Annotated in this window: 25 protein-coding genes (1 of these 25 only partly in view); 17 read left to right on the top strand and 8 right to left on the bottom strand. The window is 42.0% G+C overall.

From position 1 onward, the window contains the following. Positions 1 to 51 precede the first annotated feature (51 nt). Both MKZ10_RS17440 and MKZ10_RS17435 read right to left on the bottom strand, forming a co-directional pair. A complete protein-coding gene (locus tag MKZ10_RS17440; RefSeq protein ID WP_212391779.1) occupies positions 52 to 1,587 on the bottom strand; it encodes a fumarate hydratase in 1,536 nt (511 codons plus the stop codon). A gap of 24 nt (positions 1,588 to 1,611) precedes the next feature. Next, entirely contained in the window at positions 1,612 to 1,797 is a 186-nt protein-coding gene (locus MKZ10_RS17435; RefSeq protein WP_322555720.1) for an SE1561 family protein, read from the bottom strand. A gap of 445 nt (positions 1,798 to 2,242) precedes the next feature. Between MKZ10_RS17435 and MKZ10_RS17430 the strand changes: the two genes are divergently transcribed. Then, the gene (locus MKZ10_RS17430) at positions 2,243 to 3,412 is read left to right on the top strand and encodes an MFS transporter (protein WP_203248615.1); all 1,170 of its coding nucleotides are present in this window, start codon (positions 2,243 to 2,245) and stop codon (positions 3,410 to 3,412) included. 53 nt (positions 3,413 to 3,465) lie between these two features. Here the strand turns inward: MKZ10_RS17430 and MKZ10_RS17425 are convergent, their stop codons facing one another. Together MKZ10_RS17425 and MKZ10_RS17420 are read right to left on the bottom strand one after the other, a co-directional pair. Next, positions 3,466 to 4,269, bottom strand: coding sequence for a polysaccharide deacetylase family protein (locus MKZ10_RS17425; protein ID WP_203248617.1), 804 nt, complete (start codon positions 4,267 to 4,269; stop codon positions 3,466 to 3,468). 47 nt (positions 4,270 to 4,316) lie between these two features. Beyond that, positions 4,317 to 5,225 (bottom strand): TIGR01777 family oxidoreductase, encoded by a 909-nt coding sequence (locus MKZ10_RS17420; protein WP_342506308.1) that lies wholly within the window; start codon positions 5,223 to 5,225, stop codon positions 4,317 to 4,319. 95 nt (positions 5,226 to 5,320) lie between these two features. Here MKZ10_RS17420 and recX point away from each other — a divergent pair, with 95 nt between their 5' ends. After that, entirely contained in the window at positions 5,321 to 6,133 is an 813-nt protein-coding gene (gene recX / locus MKZ10_RS17415) for a recombination regulator RecX (protein WP_203248619.1), read from the top strand. Beyond that, positions 6,123 to 6,455 (top strand): YfhH family protein, encoded by a 333-nt coding sequence (locus MKZ10_RS17410; protein ID WP_342506304.1) that lies wholly within the window; start codon positions 6,123 to 6,125, stop codon positions 6,453 to 6,455. The genes recX and MKZ10_RS17410 overlap by 11 nt, the downstream gene beginning before the upstream one ends. Positions 6,456 to 6,486: 31 nt before the next feature. On the opposite strand, the gene MKZ10_RS17405 is transcribed toward MKZ10_RS17410, so the two are convergent. After that, entirely contained in the window at positions 6,487 to 7,470 is a 984-nt protein-coding gene (locus MKZ10_RS17405; protein WP_342506302.1) for a metal-dependent hydrolase, read from the bottom strand. Between the two features lie 105 nt (positions 7,471 to 7,575). Between MKZ10_RS17405 and mutY the strand changes: the two genes are divergently transcribed. From mutY to nikC, 10 genes are all read left to right on the top strand, one after another. Further along, on the top strand, positions 7,576 to 8,634 hold the full coding sequence (gene mutY, locus MKZ10_RS17400; RefSeq protein WP_342506301.1) for an A/G-specific adenine glycosylase: 1,059 nt from the start codon (positions 7,576 to 7,578) through the stop codon (positions 8,632 to 8,634). A 4-nt stretch (positions 8,635 to 8,638) separates the two neighbouring features. Then, positions 8,639 to 9,385 (top strand): enoyl-[acyl-carrier-protein] reductase FabL, encoded by a 747-nt coding sequence (gene fabL / locus MKZ10_RS17395; RefSeq protein ID WP_342506299.1) that lies wholly within the window; start codon positions 8,639 to 8,641, stop codon positions 9,383 to 9,385. A gap of 62 nt (positions 9,386 to 9,447) precedes the next feature. After that, positions 9,448 to 9,663: a gamma-type small acid-soluble spore protein gene (locus MKZ10_RS17390; RefSeq protein WP_342506297.1), complete on the top strand. Its 216-nt coding sequence runs from the start codon at positions 9,448 to 9,450 to the stop codon at positions 9,661 to 9,663. A gap of 168 nt (positions 9,664 to 9,831) precedes the next feature. Then, positions 9,832 to 10,377, top strand: coding sequence for a DUF402 domain-containing protein (locus MKZ10_RS17385; protein ID WP_342506295.1), 546 nt, complete (start codon positions 9,832 to 9,834; stop codon positions 10,375 to 10,377). Between the two features lie 76 nt (positions 10,378 to 10,453). Beyond that, positions 10,454 to 12,205: an ABC transporter ATP-binding protein gene (locus tag MKZ10_RS17380; RefSeq protein ID WP_342506293.1), complete on the top strand. Its 1,752-nt coding sequence runs from the start codon at positions 10,454 to 10,456 to the stop codon at positions 12,203 to 12,205. A 157-nt stretch (positions 12,206 to 12,362) separates the two neighbouring features. Continuing rightward, positions 12,363 to 13,385: an ABC transporter ATP-binding protein gene (locus tag MKZ10_RS17375; RefSeq protein ID WP_342506291.1), complete on the top strand. Its 1,023-nt coding sequence runs from the start codon at positions 12,363 to 12,365 to the stop codon at positions 13,383 to 13,385. Continuing rightward, positions 13,357 to 14,376 (top strand): dipeptide ABC transporter ATP-binding protein, encoded by a 1,020-nt coding sequence (locus MKZ10_RS17370; protein WP_342506289.1) that lies wholly within the window; start codon positions 13,357 to 13,359, stop codon positions 14,374 to 14,376. Before MKZ10_RS17375 ends, MKZ10_RS17370 begins: the two co-directional genes overlap by 29 nt. Beyond that, entirely contained in the window at positions 14,373 to 16,022 is a 1,650-nt protein-coding gene (locus tag MKZ10_RS17365) for an ABC transporter substrate-binding protein (protein ID WP_342506287.1), read from the top strand. Before MKZ10_RS17370 ends, MKZ10_RS17365 begins: the two co-directional genes overlap by 4 nt. Positions 16,023 to 16,166: 144 nt before the next feature. Beyond that, positions 16,167 to 17,171 carry an ABC transporter permease gene (locus tag MKZ10_RS17360; protein ID WP_203248630.1) on the top strand — a complete coding sequence of 335 codons (1,005 nt, stop codon included), beginning with the start codon at positions 16,167 to 16,169 and terminating at the stop codon, positions 17,169 to 17,171. 17 nt (positions 17,172 to 17,188) lie between these two features. After that, positions 17,189 to 18,079, top strand: coding sequence for a nickel transporter permease (nikC, locus tag MKZ10_RS17355; protein ID WP_203248631.1), 891 nt, complete (start codon positions 17,189 to 17,191; stop codon positions 18,077 to 18,079). A 55-nt stretch (positions 18,080 to 18,134) separates the two neighbouring features. Here nikC and MKZ10_RS17350 read toward each other — a convergent pair whose 3' ends face one another. Both MKZ10_RS17350 and MKZ10_RS17345 read right to left on the bottom strand, forming a co-directional pair. Continuing rightward, positions 18,135 to 19,217 (bottom strand): aromatic acid exporter family protein, encoded by a 1,083-nt coding sequence (locus tag MKZ10_RS17350; protein WP_203249326.1) that lies wholly within the window; start codon positions 19,215 to 19,217, stop codon positions 18,135 to 18,137. 60 nt (positions 19,218 to 19,277) lie between these two features. Next, entirely contained in the window at positions 19,278 to 20,582 is a 1,305-nt protein-coding gene (locus MKZ10_RS17345) for a glutamate-1-semialdehyde 2,1-aminomutase (protein ID WP_203249325.1), read from the bottom strand. A 127-nt stretch (positions 20,583 to 20,709) separates the two neighbouring features. On the opposite strand from MKZ10_RS17345, the gene bcp reads away from it, so the two are divergent. The 3 genes from bcp (at position 20,710) to perR (ending at position 22,717) form a co-directional block, all read left to right on the top strand. Further along, positions 20,710 to 21,186, top strand: coding sequence for a thioredoxin-dependent thiol peroxidase (gene bcp / locus MKZ10_RS17340; protein ID WP_342506282.1), 477 nt, complete (start codon positions 20,710 to 20,712; stop codon positions 21,184 to 21,186). A 20-nt stretch (positions 21,187 to 21,206) separates the two neighbouring features. Then, entirely contained in the window at positions 21,207 to 22,151 is a 945-nt protein-coding gene (locus MKZ10_RS17335; protein WP_203249323.1) for a D-2-hydroxyacid dehydrogenase, read from the top strand. A gap of 122 nt (positions 22,152 to 22,273) precedes the next feature. Next, the gene (gene perR / locus MKZ10_RS17330) at positions 22,274 to 22,717 is read left to right on the top strand and encodes a Fur family transcriptional regulator (RefSeq protein ID WP_203249322.1); all 444 of its coding nucleotides are present in this window, start codon (positions 22,274 to 22,276) and stop codon (positions 22,715 to 22,717) included. A 45-nt stretch (positions 22,718 to 22,762) separates the two neighbouring features. Here the strand turns inward: perR and MKZ10_RS17325 are convergent, their stop codons facing one another. After that, on the bottom strand, positions 22,763 to 23,140 hold the full coding sequence (locus MKZ10_RS17325) for a YgzB family protein (protein WP_203249321.1): 378 nt from the start codon (positions 23,138 to 23,140) through the stop codon (positions 22,763 to 22,765). 129 nt (positions 23,141 to 23,269) lie between these two features. Between MKZ10_RS17325 and MKZ10_RS17320 the strand changes: the two genes are divergently transcribed. Beyond that, positions 23,270 to 23,770, top strand: partial view of a nucleotidyltransferase-like protein gene (locus MKZ10_RS17320; RefSeq protein WP_203249320.1) — the 5' portion only. It continues 363 nt past the right edge of the window; 501 of the gene's 864 nt are visible here — the first part of the coding sequence; it begins with the start codon at positions 23,270 to 23,272; its stop codon lies beyond the right edge, outside the window.

Genomic DNA, 23,770 nt, shown 5'->3' with positions numbered 1-23,770 from the left:
ATGCCCTGTATTCGGAATATACTCCGGTACAGGGCATTTTACTTTGAGATTTTAGCTAAATACTTTTTCTTTAAATTGTGCTAGTTTCTCAAGTGATGTTTTATCGACATCGGCGTGTAAGCTGTTGCCATGTGAATCCATTGTGACGACTGCAGTGAAATCTTCGACGCGTAGATGCCACATCGCTTCAGGGATTCCAAATTGTAGTAAGTCTACACCTTCAACCTCTTTAATGCAGTCGGCATAATATTGTGCTGCTCCGCCGATTGCGTTTAGATAGACGCCACCGTGTTCTTCAAGGGCAGCGAGTGTTTTAGGACCCATACCGCCTTTACCGATAACTGCTCGAATACCAAACTTCTTCATAATATCACCTTGATAAGGCTCTTCACGAATGGAGGTTGTTGGACCAGCAGCTTTAATTTCATAGCTGCCATCGTCTTTTTTCAAGACGACAGGGCCGCAATGGTAAATAATATGTCCGTCCAAATCGACAGGTGCATCATTTTCAGAAAGATGCTTATGAATCGCATCACGGCCTGTAAACATACGCCCTGAAATTTTAACAACGTCGCCTACTTTTAAATCACGAATTTGTTCTTCAGAAATAGGTGCAGTTAGCTCTACTGTACGCATAGCTTGTTGTTCTTCCGGCTCGTTATCCTGTGTGAAAGCGATTTTTTCGCCATCATTATAATGCCAATTTGTAATTTCGCCAGACACAGCATCAATATCGACAGCCATCCGACGATACGCCCAGCAGTTATACGCTACGGAAACGAAGAAGCTAGCAGGAATACGATTCATGACGCCCACTTTGCAGCCAAGAAGTGTCACTTCACCACCGAAGCCCATTGTGCCGATGCCAAGTTTGTTTGCTGATTCTAAAATATAAGCCTCTAGCCCAGCCAATTGATCATTTGGATTTACATCGTCAACCGCACGAAATAGCTGTTCTTTAGCAAGGTCATAGCCGGAAGCGCGATCCCCGCCAATTCCAACGCCGATGAAGCCTGCCGAGCAGCCTTGTCCTTGCGCTTGGTAGACGGAGTGTAAAACACATTTACGAATGCCGTCGAGGTCGCGACCAGCACGCCCAAGCCCTTCAAGCTCAGTTGGCAGGCTATACTGGATGTTTTTATTCTCACAGCCGCCACCCTTTAGGATGAGCTTTACTTCTATATGGTTTTGTTCCCATTGTTCAAATTTCACAACAGGGACGCCTTCACCAAGATTATCGCCGCTGTTGTCGCCAGTTAAGGAGTCAACGGAGTTCGGGCGGAGTTTCGTATCCTTTGTCGCTTGAACAATGGCACGCTTAATAGCTGCTTTGATTTCAAGCTGGTTCACGCCGACAGGAGTTTTGATTTTAAATGTAGGCATGCCCGTGTCCTGACAGATAGGTGACATTTTCTCATCCGCCATATTGATATTTTGAGCAATCGTATCCAAGCTCATCGCCGCGCGTGTGCCTGCGTCTTCTTGTTGTCTTGCTGCAAGAATTTTTCGGCGCACATCCTTCGGAAGATTTGTCGATGTTTCACAAATGAGATCATACATGCTTTTTTCGATTTGTTCTATGTACATACTCAAGCCCCCCTCCCTATATAATTAGTTAGTTGATTTTATCTTTTCGACTTGTTCTTCAAGGTCGTCAATCATGCCGATTAGGCGATCAATTTCTTGCAAATCTGCTGTTTCAGGTTCAATTGTATCAAGTGTTTCTAAGAATTGATGGAAGCGTGTTTTTAACCCATCAACTTGGTTATGATCTTGTGCGTTATCCAATACGTACACCTCTTTTCATTACTATAATCGTAAACGAAAAAAAGGTTTTTTTCAACAGGCTCCAATAACTACGCAAAGATGAAAAAAAGGCATAAGAATTTATTGAATAAAAAACTTAACAGAATCTTTACAATTAAAAATCTTTATGCTATGATATGTGTAATCAAATGAAAGGGAGGGCGTAGAGTAAAGACAAATCGAATCCTGTTAAGAAGGAGGGGATCCGTAAGTGTCCACCGGCTATATGCCGAGAGACGACTACGACTTATGTTAATGGAAAATGATAATGAAGGTTCAATTCATATGTAAAGGCCCAGCCGTAATCTGACAATCAGATATGGACTGGGTCTTTACGATTTTTTTAAAAGATGATGTTATGTAAAATTGCGCTGATTTACTGTTCTCCTATGCTAGAATCATACAATGGTCATTAAAATAGGGAGCGTAAAAAAATATGAATACTTTTTCGCAAGTAGAGAGGAAACGTTTTTGGATTCTTGTCATCATCGTATCCATCTCTGGATTCTCACAAGGAATGCTATTGCCGCTTATTTCAGCTATTTTTGAACGCGATGGTGTATCGAGTGCATTGAATGGATTGAATGCAACGGGACTATACATAGGAACGCTTCTGGTATCTCCATTTATGGAGGCACCGTTACGTCGGTTTGGTTATAAGCCAATTATTATCGGTGGTGGGATACTCGTCTTTTGCTCATTGTTGTTATTTCCATTATGGAAAAGTGTTGTGTTTTGGTACATATTAAGACTTCTAATAGGCATAGGGGATCATGCTTTGCATTTCTCCACACAGACGTGGATTACGAGTTTTTCCCCTCAGCAACGATTGGGGCGTAATATTGCCATTTACGGTTTGTCATTTGGGACTGGCTTTGCGGTAGGGCCGCTATTCGTGCCACTTATCAATGTGTTTGAAGGATTACCATTTATCGTCTCTGGTGTACTTTGCATGCTGGCATGGTCACTTGTTTTCAGACTGAAAAATGAATTCCCGGATGTTATTAAAGGGAAGGCAGTTGAAGAACGGTTTTTTACAAGATTCAAAGCAACAATTGCCGTTGCATGGTTGGCATTTCTCGGTCCATTCGGCTATGGTTTTCTTGAATCATCTCTCAATGCGATGTATCCGGTCTATGCGCTAAGAAGTGGGATTGATCTGACATCGGTATCGTTGATTCTAGTGTCATTTTCATTGGGTGGAATGGTTTCGCAATTGCCTCTTGGGATGTTGTCGGACAAAATTGGCAGGCGCCCCGTCTTTTTGATGGCATTTGGCGGTGGGGCGGCATCGTTCTTTGCGGCAAGTACAGTGGGGACGTCCTCGATTGCGGTCATGTCAATGTTTTTCATAGCTGGTCTTTTTGTTGGCTCGATTTTTTCGCTAGGTATTTCGTATATGTCTGAATTGACACCGAAGCATCTCTTGCCAACAGGGAATTTACTATGCGGTATCTTTTTTAGTATTGGAAGCTTGACGGGTCCGTTTCTCGGTGGGATCTTCCTTGAATTTGAAGCCAGCTTCAGTTACTTGCTACTCATTTCAATTTTCTTGGGCACTTTGTTCGTATTGGCGCTATTGGGGAAAATGAAAGCGATCGCCTAACAGGCACTCGGAGCTCTAAGATAAGAAAAAGCGTCCACATTGGACGCTTTTTCTTATCTTAAAATCGAGTGAATGTTTTCATATTCCAGCACAAGATCATCGAGTGAATGGAAGGCGTAGCCAGCCTTTTTAGCGTCGCGGATAAAGTCAGGCAATGCTTGCGCATTATCAGGAGAAACAGTATGCATTAAAATGACGGCGCCCGGATGGAGCTGGGTCATCAATTCATTGTATGCAAAATCACGTCCCCTCGGCTTGTCTGCATACCAGTCGATAAAAGCGACCGACCAGAAAATATGGCGGTAGCCAAGCTCATTTCCTTTGGCAAGTACATTGTCATTAAATACACCAGCAGGCGGCCGCGTATATACTGTCCGTTTTATTCCAGTTAGTTCATTCAATAATTTATCGAATTTCTTCCAATCTTCTTCCATCCCTTGCCCAGATAGTGTAGTTAGGTTTGGGTGACCATAAGTATGATTCCCAATGCCATGACCTTCCTCAATCATTCGTTTGACAAGTGGTGTGGCACTTTTTAAATAATGTCCCGTGAGAAAAAAGGTTGCGGGAGCCTCTTCCTTTTTCAGTGTATCTAAAATACTTTCTGTATAGCCATTTTCGTAGCCGTTATCAAAGGTTAAATAGACAATTTTTTCATCAGGCTTTCCTTTGTAAATAGCACCATATTTTTCGAGCATTGAATCGAGTGCGGCGCCAGCGCTGGGTGGAATGCCATCTGTCGCCTTTTTAAATCCCCAATGAAATTCTTCTGCTTTCGTAGAAAAAGGATTCAATACAAATCCGGCTACTACTATGAAAGCTGCCAGTATAATTCCAGGGCCATGCTGTTTAATCATAAAAAACGCACCTTCCTTTTTTGGTAGGATGTGCGCAAGATGAAAAGTTATACGTTTTCTTTTAGGATATTCCGTAATGCAGCCTCGAGCTTAGGGAATTTGAATTCAAATCCATTATCGAGTAATTTTTTAGGTAAGACATGTTGCCCTTCTAAAACAAGTGCGCTTTTCTTGCCGAGCACTAGCTTCATGACAAATCCAGGAACGGGAAACCAATGTGGACGGTGTAAAACGGATCCAATTGTTTTGCCGAAATCATCCATTCGCTGTGGGAACGGCGAAGCCGTATTAACTGGTCCTTGTACGTTTTTGTTCGTAATGGAGAAGGCGATTGCACGCACAACATCATCTACATGGATCCAGGATAGCCACTGTTTACCAGATCCGACTTTACCGCCTGCAAATAGTCTGTAGGGCAACACCATAGGTGGTAGTGCGCCGCCACCTTTACCGAGAACGACACCGAAACGCATGAAAACAGACCGGATTCCTTCAGCTTCTACTAATGTAGCTTTCTTTTCCCAATCCGCCACAGTTTGTGCGAGGAAATCGTTTGCAATGGTGGTGGCATCTTCTGTATAAATGATTTCTTCTGAAGCTGGATAGATACCGATTGCACTTGCGTTGACGAGGACGGAAGGTTTAATTGGTAAAGTAGAGATGATCCGCAATAACTCGTCTGTAGCAATCATGCGACTGTCGTGAATTTGGCGTCGGTGTTCAGCATTCCAACGTCCTGCATTGATGGATACACCTGCAAGGTTGACAAAGGCATCTGCTGAGCCAATTGCTATTTCTGGTGTAGCCCCCTCTTGGAGCCATTGTACGTAGCTGATGTTGTTGGTTCCTTTTTTCTCTTTCCTCGATAAAATAATAATGTCATGCCCTTCATTCAAAAGGAAAGTCGTCAACTTTTGACCGATAAAGCCAGAACCACCTGCAATAACAATCTTCATATTTTCAACACCTCCATGTAGTAATCTATACCCTATTAAGCTGAACTTGAACGGTAGAACATGTATACTTGTAAAGAGTAGGAGGTTCTGTAAAAATGCCTGTCATTACGAAGATAACACAACAGAAAAAAGATCACGAACGATACAATATTTTCCTCGACGAAAAATACGCCTATAGTGTCCACGAATCGGTGCTTGTAAAATTTGGGTTGACCAAAGGAATGGTGCTGGAAGACTGGTCCATAGATGATATGGTGTATGAGGATGAAATACGTAAAGCATTTAACCGAGCTCTTCATTATCTAGGCTTCAAAATGCGTAGTGAGTTTGAAGTGAAGAAAAAGTTGTTGGATCTTGAGTATGGAGAAGCGATTGTTCGGGAAGCGATTGTGAAATTGAAGGAACTGGGTTTCTTGAATGATGAAGCCTATTCAGAAGCTCTTTTGCAAACGCAAAAAAATTCATCGAGTAAAGGTCCGAGGGCTATTCAACAGGAGATGCATAAGAAAGGTATTGGGAAGGAGTTGCAAGAAAAAGTACTGGATTCTTATTCAGAAGATGAACAGTTACAAATTGCAACGAAGCTGGCGGAAAAGGCGGCGAAGGCTAACCGTTCTGTGGCTCCCATACAATTGAAACAAAAAATACAAAATGCCTTGTTAAGTAAAGGCTACTCATTTGATATTATTAACCAAGCGCTTAATAATATAGACTTCGAGCGGGGAGACGACGAATGGGCAGAGATTACGGAGTCGGTCGGAGAAAAAGCATGGCGGCGCCATCAATCAAAGTTCAAAGGGCGCGATCTACATAACCGTGTGAAGCAAGCGATGTATCAAAAAGGAATCCCGTTTGATAAAATTGATGCGTTTATTGATAAAAAGGAGAATGAAGAAGATGGAGAATGAAAAAAAGTATAGCCAGATGTCAGAGCATGAATTACGCACAGAAATCGGTACGATCATGGAGAAGGCGCGAAAGGCTGAACAGCTTGGCATGGTTAACGAGTATGCGGTGTATCAACGTAAAGCAGTTATGGCACAATCGTATTTAATTGATCCGAAGACGATTGTGAAGGATGAAATTTATCGTATTGATGGTGATGAGGGTGTCTTTTTCCATGTCGATTATTTGAAAGGTCGCTTTGCTTGGGGCTATCGTTTAGGTGGCGAGCGTGCAATGGAGGCATTGCCAATTGCGATGTTGAAGACGGTTAAAGAAGGAAAATAAAAAAGGCCATGTTTTACCATAGCCCATTTATTTAAGAATTCGGTGCAAAATTCAACTTTTTTTGTAGTTTGTCCTCTGAGAAAATCCAACCCGTATAGGAGTTAACGATGTTGAGATTTTTATCGACATGTGCAACTGCGACAAATGGATAATAGCCTTTGCTGCGGTAGCGCAAATCTATAAGGCGAACTTCACATAAGTCACCAATACTTGTGACTGACCAACGATAAATCGGAGAGAACGATGTGAATGCCTCGATATTTTTGTCACTCATAGCTACGTCGACTTCAGGCGACTTTGGCATAGCTACTCGTTCAAAACGGTCATAGATATTAACGGACCGGCCGTAAGCTCGTCCAACATAATGACATTCCTCTGAGGACGCGGCGATTCGCCATTGGAAAAATCGCATCGTAGGGGCAATAATAATATCTTTCGCATCGGGTACAGTATTTTGAACAGCTTTTTTCACTGCGGATTTAATAGCAAAGCGCAGCAAATAATAAAAGAAAATAACTACGTAGGTCGTCAAAATGGTATAGACAGGATTAGCTCCTAGTCCCCAAATGATAAGGGCAATACCGTGTAAAGCGAAAATGATGGGATCAAATGTATTGATGACCCCGATAGCAACCCATTTGTTTGAGAAGGGTCGCAATGCCTGTGTTCCGTATGAATTAAAAATATCAACGAAAACATGCAAGAAAACGGCAAGAAACGTCCAAGCCCATAAGTGGATGAAGCTAGCTTCAGGTACTACAAGGGATAACAGTATAGTGATGATAAGCGGCCATAACAATACAGCCGGGATAGAGTGTGTAATCCCACGATGATTGCGAATATAGACCGCGTTATTTCTTAATTTCAAGACGGTATCGACATCTGGTATAAGTGATCCGACGATGACGCCAGCAACGACGGCACTCATCGTAGCAGTATCGGTTGAAACGACAGGATCCGCCAAAGCTAGACCGCCAAGAGCTATGCCCATGACAATATGTGTTCCGGTATCCAAGTGATCACTCCTTTAGCTTAAGATTTTCGGAGTCGAAAAGTATTTTTCATTTAAGTATATACCCTTTTTTGATTAACAGTAAGCATATGTGATAAGGAGCAAAACATGCAAATAATAATGAAAAAAGACGAATTTCGCGAAGCGCTTCTTTCCTGGTATCATCGTGAAAAGAGGGATTTACCTTGGCGCCATACGTCAAACCCTTATTATATATGGGTTTCTGAGGTCATGCTACAACAAACGAGAGTCGATACAGTAATTCCTTATTATGAGCGATTTATCGACAGCTTTCCGACAATGGAAATACTTGCAGCGGCAGAGGAAAATGATTTGCTGAAAATGTGGGAAGGACTCGGCTATTACTCACGGGCAAGAAATTTGCAGATGGGTGTTCGTGAAGTGGTCGAAAATTATGGCGGTGAAGTGCCAGATACACGTCAAGAGATTTCAACGTTAAAAGGTGTCGGACCCTATACAGCTGGAGCTGTATTAAGCATTGCTTATGGCGTTCCAGAACATGCTGTCGATGGTAATGTCATGCGAGTGATGTCTCGACTTCTTTTAATTGAGGAGGATATTGCGATACCGCGCACGAAAAAGATTTTTGAAACGGTTGTGATGGATTTAATCGATCAAAAAGATCCTTCTTCATTCAATCAAGGGTTAATGGAGCTTGGCGCGACAATTTGTACGCCTAAACCAAAATGTTTACTCTGCCCAGTCCGGGATTTTTGTGGTGCATTTTATGAGGGAAGACAGGAGGAATTGCCTGTTAAGACGAAGAAAAAAACGATGAAAATAATCCCAGTTGCATCATTTGCGATACAGAATAAACAAGGAGAGTGGCTGTTAAGGCAAAGGCCTGCAAAAGGCTTGCTAGCAGGATTATGGGAATTTCCAATGATTGAACGATTGGATGGTATGGCACCACAAGAAAAAGTATGCCAACAACTTGGTGTTGAATTAGAAAATGTTGTTGAATTACTGGCGTTTAAACACATCTTTTCCCATATAACATGGGAGATGACAAGCTATAAGGCACAAATGAAAGTGACGGATTCACTCCCGTCGGGCTATATGTTTTTTTCAGCGGAGGAAGTAGAGGCGTTGCCGAAACCAGTGCCTGTGTTAAAAATATGGGAAGAAATTAAATCGGAGGAATAGATGAATGACAACTCAAAAAGTAGCAATGGTAACAGGAAGTTCTAGAGGATTAGGTAAGGCGTTGGCGATTGAGCTAGCGAGGCAAGGGTATGACATCGTTGTGAATTATGCACGCAGTCGCTCGGCGGCAGAGGAAACAGTTAAAGAAATCGAAGCATTAGGTAGAAAAGCAATTATGATCCGTGCTAATGTCGGAGATGTTGCTAAGTTACGCATCATGTTTGAACAAGTGAAAGAGGAGTTCGGACGTTTAGATGTGTTTATATCGAATGCGGCATCTGGCGTATTGCGCCCTGTGATGGAGCTCGAGGAATCACACTGGGATTGGACGATGAATATTAACGCAAAAGCGATGTTGTTCGGTGCACAGGAAGCAGCTAAGCTAATGGATAAAGGCGGCAAAATTATCGGCGTTAGTTCACTAGGCTCCATTCGCTACCTTGAAAATTATACGACAGTAGGCGTTTCGAAAGCGGCAATCGAATCCATTACACGTTATCTTGCGGTTGAACTTGCACCTTTAGGTATTGCTGTGAATACGGTGTCTGGGGGAGCGCTTGATACAGAAGCATTGAAGCATTTTCCAAATCGTGAGGAAATGTTAGAAGATGCACGTAAAAACACGCCGGCAGGTCGCATGGTTGAAGTCGAGGATATGGTGAAAACAGCAATGTTCCTTATTTCAGATGGAGCGGATATGATTCGTGGACAGACAATTATCGTCGATGGTGGTCGCTCTATTTTATTGTAAAATTTTCTAGTGGATAAAAAAGCGTTTTGTGCACATGTTAGTGTGTACGGAGGTGAAAATCCATGACAAACAATAACAACCCTGGCCAAACGAATGCGAACAAAGTGAAGAAGCAAAATCAGCTATCACAACAAAATCAATCATTTACACCGATGGCTGAAGAGTTTGGTTCTGAAACAGATGTGAACGAGGTTCGTCAACAAAACCAGCAATCTGAAGCAAAGAAGAAAAATGCTTCCGGTCCGCGCGCGAATCGATTCGAAAACGGCACTAAATAAGTGGATGGACATCACCGACCGATGGGGGTATTACGCTCCCATCGGTTTTTCTTTATACCTCAGAAAAGAAAAAGGATTATAAGATTTCAAATTTTGCTGTTCTGTTGGTATAATGATGAAACGAAGAAAGCTTAGAAATTTTCCGGCAACTAAAGGGTGGGTATAATCATGGCGATTGCTACAGAAGGAGAAACGATACAAGTACATAGTTACAAACATAACGGTAGCATTCATCGTGTTTGGCAAGAGACAGTTGTATTAAAAGGAACACGGAATATTGTCATAGGGGCAAATGAACGGACGCTTGTTACAGAGGCGGACGGTCGCACTTGGTTGACGCGCGAACCTTCAATTTGTTACTTCCATGCGGAACATTGGTTCAATATTATTTGTATGCTAAGAGAAGATGGGGTTTATTATTATGTCAATATGAGTTCGCCGTTCATCTACGATAACAAATCATTGAAGTATATTGATTATGACCTTGATGTGAAAGTGTTCCCTGACATGAGCTATATGATTCTCGATGAAGACGAATATGCCGATCATAAGAAAAAGATGGAATATCCTGAAATCATCGATCAGATTATGCAAAAGAATTTAACGACGTTGCTAGGCTGGATTAAGCAGCGCAGAGGACCGTTCGCTCCGGATTTCATCGATGTTTGGACATCACGGTATGCATTTTACAAACAGATTAAGAACAGTAAATGAAGAGCCAGGCCGTGATTATTTACGGCAGGCTCTTTTGCTTGGCTTAGTGAATCAACATGAGGAGGTATAACAACAAATGGGTGAAAGCATTAAGCGATATATGAAGTTCGTCAAGCCATACAATTGGCTCATTCTTTTTACGATTATACTTGGCGTTATTAAGTTCGCAATTCCGCTATTTATGCCCTTATTAATTAAAATTATTATTGACGATATAATTGATTCAGATATATTATCGAAGGCGGAAATGACGCAACAGCTCTTTTATTGGCTTGGTGGGACAGCATTATTATTCTTCATCGTCCGGCCGCCGGTTGAATATTATCGGCAATATTTTGCACAGTATGTCAGCAACAAAATTTTGTACGATATTCGTCAGGTATTATATGGGCATTTGCAAAAGCTGAGCTTGAACTATTACTCCAATACGCGGGCAGGGGAAGTTATTTCCCGGGTCATCAATGATGTAGAGCAGACAAAAAACTTTGTCATGATTGGACTGATGAATGTTTGGCTCGATTTAGCGACCATTCTCATCGCAATTGCAATTATGTTAACGTTGGATATTCCGCTAACGATTGTCACACTTCTAGCATTTCCGTTCTACGCCTACAGTGTGAAGCATTTTTTCGGCAAGCTACGCGAACTGACAAGAAAACGATCTCAAGCCTTAGCGAATGTGCAAAGTTATTTGCATGAACGCGTTTCAGGCGTCAGTGTTATAAAAAGTTTTGCATTAGAGGATAAGGAACAAAAGAATTTCGATGAGGTAAACGGTCAGTTTCTTGATAAGGCTATTGATCATACGAAATGGAATGCGAAAGCCTTTGCTGTCGTCAATACCATTACGGATGTCGCCCCTTTACTTGTGCTTGCCTATGCAGGTTATCAAGTCATAAATGGATCCTTATCGCTCGGAACGATGGTGGCATTCATTGCTTATATCGATAGACTGTATAGCCCGCTTCGTAGGCTTGTCAATTCATCGACATCGTTGACCCAATCATTCGCTTCGATGGACCGCGTATTTGATTTGATGGAAGAGAAATATGACATTACTGATAAAGAAAACGCGATTGAGCTGCCTGCAATGAGTGGAAAAATCGAGTTCGACAAAGTTTGTTTTTCTTATGAGCAGGATGGACAAGTTGTGTTGAATAATATTGACTTCACTGTGAATCCTGGAGAAACAGTAGCGTTTGTAGGGATGAGTGGCGGCGGAAAGTCGACCGTTATCAGTTTAATTCCACGTTTTTATGATGTCACGGGTGGAGCAGTTCGAATAGATGGCCATGATCTACGTGATGTGACCGTGAAATCACTGCGCGATCAGATAGGTATCGTGCTACAGGACAGTATTCTGTTCAGTGATTCTGTAAAAAGTAATATATTGATGGGGAATCCCGATGCATCAGATGAGGAAGTCATTATAGCTGCAAAAGCGGCGAATGCGCATGACTTCATCGAATCGTTACCTCTTGGTTATGACACAAAAGTCGGAGAGCGCGGCGTGAAATTATCAGGTGGGCAAAAACAACGCATTGCCATTGCCCGTGTCTTTTTGAAAAATCCACCACTACTCGTGTTGGATGAAGCAACATCAGCACTCGACCTCGAAAGCGAAGCACTTATTCAAGAGTCGCTAGAAAGGTTGGCAAGTGATCGAACAACACTTGTCGTAGCCCATCGTTTGTCGACCATTACACATGCCGATAAGATTTTAGTCATTGATGCAGGTGAGCTGAAGGAAATGGGTACACACGAGGAATTAATGGTTAACAAAGGGATTTACTACGGATTGTTCCAAGTACAGATGCTTGATAAATAATAATATGTTGGCACACCGCTAAAAGTAAGGACTTTAGGGCGGTGTGCCTTTTTCATGACAAGAATATATGAAAATAGTATTGCATTTGTTTAAAATAATCGTATAATAGTGATAACTTTAAAATTCTGAAAGTAATAGATTAGGAAAAGGTGATCTGATGAGTGAGAGGAAAGTAGTCCTCGAAGTGAAAGATTTACAGACGACCTTTTTTACTGATTCGGGAGAAATACCGGCTGTAGATCATATCGACTTTCACGTGAGAGAAGGGGAAGTACTAGGTATAGTCGGAGAATCTGGCTGCGGTAAAAGTGTTACGTCTCTTTCTATTATGGGACTTGTCCCAAAGCCGCCAGGTAAAATTGTTGGTGGGGAGATTCTTTTTGAGGGCAAGGATTTACTGGAGATGTCGGAAAGGCAGATGAGACATATTCGTGGCAATGATATTGCTATGATATTCCAAGAGCCGATGACGTCATTAAATCCATTGTACACAATAGGAAATCAAATGATCGAGGCTATTTTGATTCATGAAAAGGGCTGGGGTAAAAAGAAGGCAGAAACTCGAGCAATTGACATGTTGAAGCTTGTCGGATTACCTCGTGCAGAGGGGATTATGAAAGACTATCCTCACCAATTGTCAGGCGGTATGCGGCAAAGGGTGATGATTGCAATGGCACTCGTCTGTGATCCGAAGGTACTGATAGCGGATGAACCGACGACTGCACTTGATGTAACGATTCAAGCACAAATTTTAAAGCTGATGAGGGAACTGAATACGAGATTGAATACAGCTGTACTTCTTATCACACATGATTTGGGCGTTGTGGCAGAGACGTGTGAGCGTGTTATCGTGATGTACGCTGGGCAAATTATTGAAGAAGCACCTGCTAAGCAGATCTTCGATGATCCGCAGCACCCATATACAAAAGGACTTATTCAATCAGTTCCAGATATGCGCTATAAAAAGGATCGACTTTATTCCATTCCAGGAAGTGTTCCTAAACCGGGTTCAATTCGACAGGGATGTCGATTTGCGGCGAGATGCGAATTTGCATTTGATCGTTGTCAGAAAGAGAATCCAGAGCTATATAAGACGTCGGATGGGCACGAGACGCGATGCTTCTTATACGCTGGAGAAGGGGTGGGAATGAATGACGACAAAGCCCTTATTGAAAGTTGAAGGCTTAAAAAAGTATTTCCCCATTAAAAAAGGCCTACTTGGTAAAACAGTTGGGCATGTCAAAGCAGTAGATGATGTATCGTTTTATGTCAATGAAGGTGAAACACTCGGAATCGTTGGAGAATCAGGCTGTGGTAAATCAACGACAGGTCGGATGCTCATGCGACTACTGGAACCGACTGAGGGGACAGTGGAGTTTGATGGTAAAGATTTAACATCTTTATCGGCAGATGAAATGCGCAAGACGAGACGTGAAATACAAATGGTATTCCAAGATCCTTATGCATCACTAAATCCGCGTCATACGATTGAGAAAATCTTGGAAGAGCCGCTGATTGTTCACGGGATAAGTAATTCGAAAGAGCGCAGAAAGAAAGTACATGAATTTCTGGAAATTGTAGGATTAAGTGCTTACCATGCAAAGCGATATCCGCATCAATTTAGTGGAGGACAAAGGCAACGTATCGGCATTGCTCGAGCGTTAATGACGAATCCCAAATTAATCATTGCGGATGAACCCGTTTCGGCATTGGACGTTTCTATCCAAGCACAGGTGTTAAATCTGATGCAGGATTTGCAAAAAGATTTTAAGCTTACTTATATTTTTATCGCACATGATTTAGGCGTTGTCCGTCATATAAGCGATCGTGTCGGTGTTATGTATTTGGGGAAAATGGTGGAAATTGCGGAAAGTGAGCAATTGTATATGGAAGCGCTTCATCCTTATACGCAAGCGCTATTATCCGCTGTACCTGTGCCAGATCCTGACTTCGAAAAAGAGCAGGTTATTCTTGAAGGGGATATTCCCAATCCGGCAAATCCACCATCAGGGTGTACATTCCATACGCGTTGTCCATTTAAAATGGATGTCTGTACGCAAGTTGTACCACAATTAGTTGAACATTCTTCGGGTCATTCTGTCGCTTGTCACCTTTATAGTGAACATAGCGGCAATGATATAAAACAGAAACAGATGGAGGGGTCAGTATGAATAAAAGGAAGTTTTGGTTATTTGGCTTGATGATGCTACTGGTACTTTCGGCAGCACTTGCAGCCTGTGGATCAGGTGACGACGAGAAGGATGAAGGTACAGGTAAGGAAGAAGAAGGTACAAAGAGTGAAGAGAAAGCAACGGATGACAAAGACGTCAAGGATACATTGGTATTCGGACGCGGTGGAGACTCTACTTCTCTTGATCCATCCCGTGTTACTGAAGGGGAATCCTTCAAGGTTACAGTTAACCTTTATGAAACACTGTTGAACTTTGGAGAAGAAGATACAACAATTCAACCGGGTCTAGCTTCTGAGTGGGTAACAAGTGAAGACGGTTTGACGTATACATTCACTCTACGTGAAGGCGTTAAATTCCATGATGGAACTGACTTCAATGCAGAAGCGGTTGTTAAAAACTTTGACCGCTGGGCAAATGGAGACGCAGATAAATTCCCTTACTACTACTCAATGTTCGGTGGTTTCAAGGATGATCCAGAACGCGTTATTGATTCAGTAACTGCTGATGGCGATAACACAGTTGTGATTACATTGACACGTCAACAAGCACCATTCTTAAAAAACATTGCAATGAGTATGTTTGCCATTGCAAGTCCAACAGCGTTTGAAGAAGGCGATGACAAATTTGAAAGAAACCCAGTTGGAACAGGTCCTTTCAAATTTGTTGACTGGAAGCCGAATGAAACAATTACAATCGAGAAATTCGATGATTATTGGCAAGAGGGACTACCAAAACTTCAAAAAATTATTTTCCGTTCAATTCCTGACAACACTGCACGTTTGAATGCATTGATGAATGGGGATATCGAACTTGCAGATGGTATTAACCCATCTGATGGTAAAGCAATCGAAGGAAACGCTGACCTACAGTTGTTTGAACGTCCATCTATGAACGTTGGTTACCTAGGTTTAACAGTTACACGTCCTCCTTTCGACAAGAAAGAAGTACGTCAAGCGATTAACCATGCGATTGACAAACAATCTATCGTCGATGCATTCTTTGAAGGGCGTGCAAATATTGCGAAAAACCCAATGCCGCCATCAATTTCAGGCTATAACGATGATATCGAAGGATACGACTATAATCCTGAAAAAGCAAAAGAACTTCTTGCACAAGCTGGATTAGCAGATGGTTTTGAGATGGAACTATGGGCAATGCCTGTACCACGTCCATACATGCCAGACGGTAAAAAAGTAGCTGAAGTTATTCAGAAAAACCTTGCAGATGTTGGCATCACGGCGACTATTGTGTCACATGAGTGGGCAACTTACTTGGATCTTGCAAGTAAAGGAGACGCAGATGCGTTCATGCTTGGTTGGACTGGTGATAACGGAGATGCAGATAACTTCCTATACGTTCTTCTAGATGAAGATAATATCGGAAGCAATAACTATACGTACTATCAAAATGATGAAATGCACGAGTTGTTTATTCAAGCACAAACTGAAACAGATGAAGCGAAACGTAATGAGCTTTACAAAAAAGCACAGGAAATTATCCATGAGGAAGCTCCATGGGTACCGTTAGCTCACTCGACTCCACTTCTAGGTGGCGCTAGTGATCTATCAGGATTCCTTCCGCATCCAACTGGATCGGATCTACTATCAAGCGTAGAATTTAAGTAATCTGTTTTTAGTAATAGAAGGAAAGGGAGAGGTCTGCAAGATTTCTCCCTTTTTTAACTTGACTCTTGATTGAAGTCTTCGGTGCAATTGATAAAAGTAACAGTTAATACATAGTAGAGATAAAGTGTTGGAGGGGGAAAGTTTATGCTCAGCTATATTGGGAAAAGGTTGCTGCAGCTCATTCCTGTCCTACTTGGGATGACGTTCATCGTATTCATGATCATCCGGGCCATTCCGGGTAATCCCGCACAGATCATTCTTGGCCAACAGGCAAGTAAAGAGGCTGTTGAGGCATTGACGATTAAGCTTGGACTCGATAATCCATGGTATATTCAGTACTTTCATTATTTAGGAGATCTATTTAAAGGTGATCTTGGCGAATCGATGAGAACGCGGGCACCTGTAGCGGATGAAATTTGGCCTTATTTTGCAGCTACTTTTGAACTGGCGCTTTTTGCTATTATTATCGCTATTGTTATCGGTATTAATGCGGGTATTATTTCGGCATGGTTCCAAAATTCATGGTTTGATTATACGGCCATGATTTTAGCGCTTGTTGGAGTATCGATGCCCATTTTCTGGCTGGGTTTAATGGGTCAATGGGTATTTGCGTTAGAGCTTCACTGGCTACCGACGACTGGACGGGAGGAAGTACGAGACCCCGTAAGTGCCATAACGAATCTTTATGTGCTTGATAGCCTTATTCAAGGGCGTTTTGACCAGTTATGGCAAGTCATTCGTCACCTTATTTTACCGGGGCTAGCGCTTGCGACAATTCCGATGGCGATTATTGCGCGGATGACACGCTCGAGTATGCTTGAGGTTATGCGGGCTGATTATGTACGTACAGCTCGTGCAAAAGGACAAAAAATGTTTTGGGTTGTATATAAACATGCGTTGAAAAATGCGATTATTCCTGTACTAACGATTATTGGATTACAAATGGGGATGCTGCTCGGCGGAGCGATTTTAACAGAATCGATTTTCGCTTGGCCTGGTATTGGGCGTTACATTTACGAAGCCATCGGTGCAAGGGACTATCCAGTCATTCAATCAGGCATACTCATCGTCGCATTCTTCTTCGTCATGATTAACCTGGTTGTCGACCTGTTGTATGGTCTCATCGATCCAAGGATTAAATATGACTGAGGAAGGGGGAAGCATTTATGTCTGAATTAGTGCCAAAAGTGAATGATAAAGTGGAAATTGAAAAAGTAGCAGGACCTGGGCGTGAAGCATGGAGAAGTTTCAGTAAGAACAAAGTTGCTGTGGTCGGTGCTGGAATTGTAATTTTCTTCGTGCTACTTGCGATTTTCGGTCCATGGATTGCGAAAGAAGGTATTAACGATCAAGTTCTAGCTGATCGGCTTCTCCCTCCTTCCAGTGAATACTGGCTCGGAACGGATGATCTTGGTCGAGATATCTTATCTCGAATTATCTACGGCGCGCGTATTTCTTTATCGGTTGGCTTCTTCTCGGTCATTGGATCAGTCGTTATTGGAAGTATACTTGGAATTCTTGCGGGGTACTATGGTCGTTGGGTAGATATAGTGATTTCAAGGCTGTTTGATATTATGCTTGCATTTCCTTCTATTCTATTAGCGATTGCAATTGTTTCTGTACTCGGCCCAAGCTTACAAAATGCACTTATCGCAATTGCGATTATAAATGTGCCGAACTTTGGACGGCTCATTCGTTCAAAAGTATTGAGTATTAAAGAAGATGAGTATATTATGGCAGCGAAGGCGATTGGGATGAAGGATGTAAGGATTCTATATTCCCACATTTTGCCGAACTCGATGGCACCCGTCATTGTTCAAGGCACGCTTGCCATTGCAACGGCAATTCTAGAAACGGCTGCTCTTGGTTTCCTAGGTTTAGGAGCTCAGGCACCGCAACCGGAATGGGGAACAATACTCGCCGACTCGAAAAACTATTTACAGTCCGCTCCATGGACAATGATTTTCCCAGGACTCGCGATTATGTTCACCGTCCTTGGCTTTAACCTAATGGGTGACGGCTTACGTGATGCGCTAGATCCTCGGATGAAGAATTAAAAAACAGCCTTGAAGTCAATGACTTCAAGGCTGTTTTTGGTTTTTATACTATTATTTAGTAGATCTCTTCTTCTAATTTCATATTCATTTCGTTATTATGATATTTTTGGAATGAGACAATAAGCATGTCCAGATGCTCCAATTGCTCCTCATAATTTAAAATGGATGATAGAACATGCAGAAGATGGTAAGTAGAAAACTCCTCTTCTTCCTTTGTAATCCCGATCTCCTTCGCGAATATCTCCATTACTTCATGGCGCTGTATATAGTCGTCGTTTTGGCTAGCGCTCTCCTTATCAACCTTCAACTTACCAACAAATTTTAAATGGAGTTGTTCATGATAAGTGAGTAAAGTGTCCAAGCGTTCCTGAACCATCATTCGGAAATGCTCTGGTAGTTTAATCAACTCATTTTCAAATTGATGCAATCTTTTCAAGACATCATAACTGCTTTTTGAAGTAGCGACCATTTGTCTATAAATCACTAGCTTTCTCGCCTTGGTACGTGAATTCTTTTTGAAGTAGCTCCGTTCTTCTTTAAATAGAAGGTAAAATTCTTCGACTTGTGTCAGACGCTCTGCTAACTTTTTAAGTGACTTCTTTGTCGCGATATGTTCAGAGGCTTGTCTACCAGCAAGCCGGGTCCAACGAATAATCTCATCTTGTGCTAAATGGATAGACTCGAACAGTTTCGTTTCATATTTCGGTGGCATAAATAGCAAATTGACAACGAAAGCCGCTAAAACTCCGATAAGAATGGTTAAAAATCGTAGTAATGCAAATGATAAAAACTCATCGCCTTTGATTTCCATAATGGCGATCATGACGACAAGCGCCAGTGAAATTGATTTTTCCAGTCCCAGTTTAATCATGATTAAGATGATGATAACTGCCGCAAGGCCAATAACGACTAGCTGATGACCAAATAGAAGTACAAAAGTAACGGCAGTAACTGCGCCAATGAGATTTCCTTGAATCTGTTCGATAATTGTCAAATAAGATCTATAGATTGTCGGTTGAATGGCAAAGATAGCTGCGATCCCTGCAAATAAGGGATTTGGCAACTGTAACAGCTCTGCTAGGAACAATGCGAATACAATCGCAATGCCCGTTTTAAAAATGCGGGCACCAAGTTTCATAGGAATATTCCTTTCTGCTAAGGCCATTTTTCGCTACTGTACCTTAAAGTGGTAGCGTGGTCAACCGTTCAGTAGTGTTGCCAGTTCTTTAAAGGATTTATCGACTGCAACGAGTGTATCTTTAATGTCTTGTTCTGTATGGGCAGTTGTTAAAAACCATGCTTCATACTTCGATGGTGCAAGATTAATGCCATTTTTGAGCATCAGTTTAAAGAATTTTGCAAAGACCTCACCATCTGTTGCCTCAGCTTGCTCGTAGTTTTCTACTTTTACATCTGTGAAAAATAGTGTCAAAGCTCCGCCCAAACGATTTGTTGTTAGCGTAATGGCGTGCTCTTTTGCTGACGCTAATATACCGGTTTCAAGAATGGTACCAAGACGATCCATTTCTTCGTAAACGCCAGGTGTTTGAAGGACTTCCAAACAAGCGATACCCGCAAGCATGGAAGCAGGATTCCCAGCCATTGTTCCAGCCTGATAAGCAGGTCCTAGTGGAGCAACTTGTTCCATAATTTCTTTTTTACCACCATAAGCACCGATTGGCAATCCGCCACCGATAATTTTACCAAAAGCAGTTAAGTCGGGAGTAAGTCCAAGTAAATCTTGTGCACCACCATAATGGAAGCGGAATGCCGTAATTACTTCATCATATACAATCAAAGCACCTTTTTTGGCAGCGAGTTCATGCACAAGTGGTAGGAATCCTTCATTAGGTTCAACAATCCCGAAGTTTCCAACGATTGGCTCGACTAGGACACAAGCGATTTCATCTCCCCATTTTGCCATTGCTTCCTTATAAGCCTCTGGATTATTGAATGGAATTGTGATTACTTCTTCAGCAATCGATTTTGGAACGCCAGCGGAATCAGGCGTTCCAAGAGTCGCAGGACCAGAACCAGCAGCGACGAGTACAAGGTCAGAGTGGCCATGGTAGCAGCCTGCGAATTTCATGATTTTAGTTCTGCCGGTATATGCGCGTGAAACACGGATTGTTGTCATAACAGCTTCAGTTCCTGAGTTAACGAAACGAACTTTAGCCATACCTGGCATTGCTTCCTTCAACATTTTTGCGAATTTTACTTCATGGCGTGTAGGTGTGCCATATAGAATTCCTGTTTTAGCTGCATTCACAATGGCTTCAGTAATATGCGGATGTGCGTGCCCCGTAATAATCGGACCATATGCTGCCAAGTAATCAATGTATTGATTGCCGTCGACATCCCAGAAATAAGCGCCTTCTGCACGTTCCATTACTGTAGGTGCTCCGCCACCGACTGCTTTGTAGCCGCGTGATGGACTGTTCACTCCTCCTACGATATGCTCGCATGCTTCATTATAAATTTGTTCTGAATTTGATCTGTTCATAAATAATTCCTCCGTTCAATTGATCACCCTTCTATTGTAAACAAAATAGAGCGTATACGCCAAAGAAATTGAAACTATAGAGGATGTTCGATAGGATTAAGAAAAGAACATATAGGAGGAATAGACGATGACGACACTTGAAGGGTTGCATGCACCTGAATTTTCATTGCCAAATGAAAAGGGAGAGGTAGTTTCATTAAAAGAGTTTGCTGGTAAAAAATATGTAGTTCTTTATTTTTATCCGAAAGATGCTACGCCAGGCTGTACAATGCAGGCTTGTGATTTCCGTGATGCCTATGAGGATTTTAGTAAACTCAATGCAGTAGTGCTTGGGGTGAGTCCAGATAGTGAGGCTTCGCATGGCAAGTTTATTGGGAAACATGGGCTGCCTTTTTCTCTTCTTGTCGATGAAAATCATGAAGTTGCAGAACTATATGATGTCTGGAAGTTGAAGAAGAACTTTGGTAAGGAGTATATGGGCATTGAGCGTTCGACGTTTTTGATTGATCCGACAGGGACGGTTGTTAAGGAATGGCGTAAAGTGAAAGTTGCGGGACATATAGAAGAAGCGTTTGCGACGTTGGAGCAGTTAGTGAAATCTTGAGGTAGCTAGGGGGATGTATGATGGAAGTATTGTTCACGTTTGAGATTAAAGAACATCAGAAAGAACGCTTGTTGACGAAGTTTCCTGAAGTTTCTTTTCGTTATGGCAAAACTCCGGAAGTACAGTTAATTGAGAAAGCTAATGCAATTGTTACGTATGGCGAGGATATAGATGTGACCCTACTCAACCAGGCAAAATCCCTTGAATGGCTGATGGTCGCCTCTGCTGGTGTTGAAAAAATGCCGCTTGCTGAAATTTCGAAGAGGCAGCTAGTGATGTCAAACGTTCGTGGTATTCATAAAACGCCGATGGCTGAATCCGTGTTGGCACATATTCTAGCACTGAAGCGGTCGCTCCCTCTCATTTACCAACGGCAACAGGAGAGGGAATGGAGTCGGAAAGTCGGTTCAACTGAATTGAAAGGATCGACGGCGCTTATTCTGGGTCCTGGCGCAATCGGCTCGGAAATTGGTAGACTGCTTCAGGCATTTGGAGTTGAAACAATTGGTTGCAACCGTTCGGGAAGAGCATGTGAGTCGATGGATGAAATGATTACTTTTGATAGCTTAGTTTCTAGACTACCCGAAGTTGATTATATTATTTCAGTATTGCCAAGTACGCCGGAGACGAAAGGGCTTCTTACTAAAGAACATTTTGAAGCGATGAAAGAGACAGCTGTTTTCCTGAATTTTGGTCGTGGTGACTTAGTTGATGAAGCCCTTCTTATAGAAGTATTGAAAAATGAAGTCATTGGACATGCGGTGCTCGACGTATTTGAAACGGAACCGTTAGCTCAAGAAAATGAATTATGGTCCCTCTCGAATTGTACGGTTTCACCACATGTATCTAGTCTGTCAGGGAAGTATGTTGACAGAGCCCTTGTAGTTATAGAAGAAAATTTGGAAAAGTGGTTAAGTGGCGAGCGAGATCTTCGGAATTTGATTGACCTAGAGGATGGATATTGACTTTGTAAAAGAGGAGAAATAGACCTACCTAATCGCTTTAGTTGACATATGCACCCTAATTTAAGTAAACTAATTATAATAATTATAAAGAGATAATCTTTATGGATTGGGGTGCATGTATGATGTCTGAAGCGAGATTGAAGGATGCCTTAGACGCATTGAAAAAAAATGGTGTAAGAATTACTCCGCAACGACATGCGATATTAGAGTATCTTATCTCTTCTGAATTACATCCGACGGCTGATGAAATATATAAATCACTGGAAAGCGATTTTCCTAACATGAGTGTTGCAACAGTTTATAATAATCTTCGTGTATTTCGAAATGCGGGGCTCGTGAAAGAATTGACTTATGGGGATGCTTCGAGTCGATTTGATTTTGTGACAAATGATCATTACCATATTATTTGCAACGAGTGTGGAACGATTGTTGATTTCCACCATCCTGGACTTGAAGAAGTTGAACGTCTTGCCTCCCATGTTACAGGATTTGAAGTGAACTCGCATCGTCTTGAAGTATATGGGACATGTCCTGAATGTGCTACGCGTGTTGCGAGCGCCAATTAAAAAAACGTCTGATCTACTTCGTTAAGAAGTTAGATCAGACGTTTTTTATTTTGTGTCATCTGCCTGTTTAGCTGTTCGTTTTTGGGGACGGTTATAAGCTACATCAAATTCTTTGCCTTCTAATGAAGCATCAAGTGTCAAAGGCTCACGACAATGCCCGCACATATCAACACGTCCAAGCATTTTCGTATGCTTGCCACAACTTGGGCATTGAATTTGAATAGCTCGTGTTGATAACGTACCGATCCATGCGTAAACTATAGTACTCGCAATGATGGAGAGAAAGCCGAGTGTCATGAAAATGAGCATGACGATCTCGTTTGATCTGAAGAAAATTCCGATGTACATAATGACGACCCCAATGAATATTAAAGCAAGAGCAAACGAACGTATACGGTTTATCTTATTTTTATATGGTTTCATCTAGCGTTCCTCCTTGATAGATCCTTAATTACTATAGCATATATTTCGCTTTTTACGATATTTATCCGACTTTCAAATAAAGGAGATTTACGACTCCTTGTCGAAAGGAAATGACAGGGAGGTGTGGTAGTGGAACAAGTACTTAGGCCGATTTATCAGGAACGGGCAAGCTTTCCAGAGACGTTAGGCGTCATTTTGGTAGAAAAAAGAGGGAAAGGGGATCCGATTACGGATACATTCGATGCGATCCTCTTAATCATTACCGCTGACGAAGAGATCCCTATCTTTACGAAACATTATACGGATGGAAACGGGAAAGCTGCAATGCATATTATTAGTGAAAAACAATTACGCAAGTGGTTACTCCTTGGATCGAAACGAAAAGTGGTTGATTGGTTATTCTACGGTAAGGTCTTCTACGATCGCAATGAATTTGTGGAACAATTACGGACGGAGTTACAGGAGTATCCTTTTTACGGGCAAAAGATGAAGATGGGGTTAGAATTTTCAAAGCTTGTGCGAGGCTATATGGAAGGAAAGACTTTTTTCGAGCAAGGAAACTATATGGATGCCTATCATCATGTAGTCAAATCGCTTCATCATCTTGCCAGACTCGCCATTATTGAAAAT

The sequence above is a fragment of the Sporosarcina sp. FSL K6-2383 genome (assembly GCF_038618305.1).
GTDB lineage: Bacteria > Bacillota > Bacilli > Bacillales_A > Planococcaceae > Sporosarcina.
This window is presented reverse-complemented; position numbering and strand designations above follow the sequence as displayed.